Source organism: Halalkalibacter hemicellulosilyticusJCM 9152, assembly GCF_000513115.1.
Taxonomy (GTDB): Bacteria; Bacillota; Bacilli; order Bacillales; family Bacillaceae_D; genus Halalkalibacter; species Halalkalibacter hemicellulosilyticus.
Map to the genome: position 1 here is coordinate 1 of NZ_BAUU01000077.1, position 3305 is coordinate 3305.

The following is a 3305-nucleotide window of genomic DNA, read 5'->3' on the forward strand; positions in this document are numbered from 1 at the left end:
ATGTGTATCTTTGTTTAACAAGAAGTCTGGGAAATACGTTATATCAGGGTCTAATCCAACTACTAAAGCTGTGTTTTTTCTAATACTGTGCTCAATCAATGTGTCTGCGAAGTTTTTCATATGTATGGGCTCCTTAGTGTGATGTGATGTATCTTTACCTTATCATCAATAACAGAGTTTTACATCATGTTGTTATAGATATTTTCTAGTTCCCCATTATTAAAAACGGCTGGATTATTATGACCATTTATTCCATTATCTGGCCCTATAATACAAAATGATCACCGATTCTTCTTCAAGAATGGCGCCCGATTGTTGAACATTCAACCTACGTTTTTGGCTTTTATGTATTTACTTCCTTCTGCATATTTTTACCACTATCTATCCTCGCGCTCTTAAAACTCCATGTACCAATGATAGTTGAAATGAATAATAAAGCTCCTGAAAACATATAGGCAAACTGTGCTCCAAACAAGTCAACGATTAAACCTATAAGAAAAATAGAAATAGAAAAGATTATTTGGTTTAATGTCGCACGTGAGGCAAAAACAGATGCTAATTCTTCTTTTTCTATTTCCTGTTGAATATAGCTTCTAGTAGAGATGCTCATTAGTTGGAAAAATGGCCCCATTATTACTACTAATACCAACCCTATAAACGAAATAGGAATGATACCGTAAGAGATTGTAAGAATAGCTAAACTAAATGAACTAATCAATATAGCTTTAATATAATTATTCTGTATTCGGTTTGCTACTTTCCATATGAATAGCCCACCAAGAATAGTTCCTGTAAAGTATGCGGCGTTAATATACCCCCACCATGACTCTCCCAGATTATAGACTTCTGTAACAAAAGCAAGAGTGACTGCACCTATCCAAACAGTACCTCCAAAACCATGAGTTATATCCATCAAAGTTATGGTTCTTAATTTGGGATGGGTGAACAAAACAGTCCAAGTCTTATAAAACACAGCATATCTCTTGGATTTTTTTAATGATCTCGTATCGGAGGGTATATTTGTTAATTTCAGAGAAATTAGAGAAATGGTTAAAAGGACAAATGAAATCATTAATAAAATGGTATCACCTAATTTGGCAATTAATACTCCCCCAAGTGTCCACCCAATTAATAGCAAAGTTTGGTCAGAGGTAGCTAAGAATGTATTAGCACGTACTAGAACGTTATTCTCTATTATTCTTGGGACAATTGCATTTTTAATAGGATTCGTTGCTGCATAGAATAATCCTAAAAAGAAATTGAGAACAAACAACAATACAATTGTGAAATTTGACAAATCTAGGTTAAAGAAAATAACCAATAATATAAAGATGATTAACTGGGATATTTGACTGAAATATAAGATCGCTTTTGATGAATAAAGCTTAGTTAACCCAGGTAAGAAAATCCCACATACAATCTGTGCAACAGTTGTAGTTAAAGTAACAGTGGAAGCGAGTGTTGCTGAGCCTGTTTCACTATATAGTATTGTAATGAACGTCATGGTGAAGAACGCAAAGCTTAACCTGCTGGAAGACATACTAATAACTAAATTATAAAATGATCGTGGCAGAAGACTACCTCCTTTACTCTCACTTCTATTTTAAAATCATTTTTTAAATACCAATTATTTCATAATATTTAAATTCCTACAATAGTTCATCCTACTCCCCAAAAAAGATAGCTGATCCTTGTTACAGGATTGCGCCCTTTTCTGGAATAACTCTATTGTCAATCAACAGTTCCTTTAGATAACCATATCCAAAGGGGTAAAACGGTGCAACTTTTTTAATAACGGTTCATCTTTTTTCAAAACGGTGTAACTTTTTTTCAAAGCCACAACCCGTTACTTAAAGTATATATTTTCACAATTAAACATTTTTATTTTTTAGTAAATATATTTTGAAAAATATTCCTCTTAAGAGTAAGCCTACCATCACAGCAGGAATAACAGTGATAATTGGAAGCCAAACAGGACCTAATAGTACACCAAATAGTTTAAAATTTGAAGAATAAATACATCCAACTGTAACGAAATAAGCAGAAAAGCAAATGGTAAAAAGGAAAAGCAATCTTTTTCTCCTCCGGCATCTTTAAACGCATCCCACATTGCAAAAAAATACAAACATGGATAAAACATTAACCACTGATAATCTGCCTTTGAAATTGCTTTTTCAATATCTCCTTGAAAAAAACTCACAATAATCACTTCATTAAAATTTGCCTAAACATTCACCAAGAACTCTAAAAAAACAAAAACAATACCTTTTATATATTTTTTATTTAAAAATTGACCAAATCCTGGAAGAGCAATACTCCACAATAACCTTTCTTTGGGGTTCACCACATTTTTCTTACCTCCCTCTATAAAGTTTAAATATCTCCTGAATACTCACGTATTCTCCGTTTTTCAAAAACACCAATTAGTAGACTCACCAACATGAGTGGATAGATATTGAATATCTATCTATTTTACAGGGTGGGGGCCATCCTAACAGCCAAAGATGCAGTATATGTAGGTTCCGCTATGTTATTTGCCGTATCACATTCTCAATCATTGAATGCTCTTCCGTTTGAACCGCCTACACAAGTTGTTTGGAATCAAGGGAAATTCAAGGATCAATTTAATGTTCAAGAAGGGGTAAAATCAGCTGAGAAATTCTTAACAGCCAATATAGAAGAAATGAAAATGGCATTAAGAGCAATGGGAAAACGCTCATTAACAGAGTTGTCAAAAAAGGATCTGGTGTCCTATGATGAATTGACCGCCAAAATGGTCGGAATTCCGTTTTCCTTTAAACCATGGGAAGACAAACAAATTGAGAAATAATTGTCCATCAATTCGATTCAATTATTCTTTATACAGTTCATCACATCTAAGGACCTTCACCATCATAAAAAGCTTTATCTTTCTTACTGACTATTATGAACCTTTCATGAAAAGTAATAAAATTCCGCGATTCATTTTCTGTAATATTGGAGAAGTGACTATGGCAAACATATTATTTTATTTGACTTTTGCAATGATGTCCCTATTTTTTATCGTGTTTATATTTATGCTCGTTGGTTGGCGCTAGAATTATAAGACTAATTGTAAAAAAGGCTGGAAAAATCATTTTAACTGACAGTTATCAAGAAAATATTATCGAAATGATACCAGGCCTTCGGCATATGGGCATTCAAAATATGCTTAAAAATAGCTTGGTTCAGAAACAGGAGCTGTCCTTTTGCGCCCACTTGGCGGCTCTTCAAAAAAATGGTCGCATTTGGATCCAATTACCTTTATCCCCGCACAAACGTCACCA

1 protein-coding gene and 2 pseudogenes are annotated in these 3305 nt (G+C 33.6%); 1 reads left to right on the forward strand and 2 read right to left on the reverse strand.

Annotated elements, in window-relative coordinates:
• Positions 1-343 precede the first annotated feature (343 nt).
• Both JCM9152_RS20835 and JCM9152_RS20840 read right to left on the reverse strand, forming a co-directional pair.
• Positions 344-1540 (reverse strand): MFS transporter, encoded by a 1197-nt coding sequence (locus tag JCM9152_RS20835; protein WP_081728169.1) that lies wholly within the window; start codon positions 1538-1540, stop codon positions 344-346.
• Positions 1541-1871: 331 nt separating this feature from the next.
• Positions 1872-2344, reverse strand: a pseudogene (locus JCM9152_RS20840) (hypothetical protein).
• 159 nt (positions 2345-2503) lie between these two features.
• On the opposite strand from JCM9152_RS20840, the pseudogene JCM9152_RS20845 reads away from it, so the two are divergent.
• Positions 2504-2830: pseudogene (locus JCM9152_RS20845) on the forward strand (FMN-binding glutamate synthase family protein); the annotation flags it as partial.
• Positions 2831-3305 lie beyond the last annotated feature (475 nt).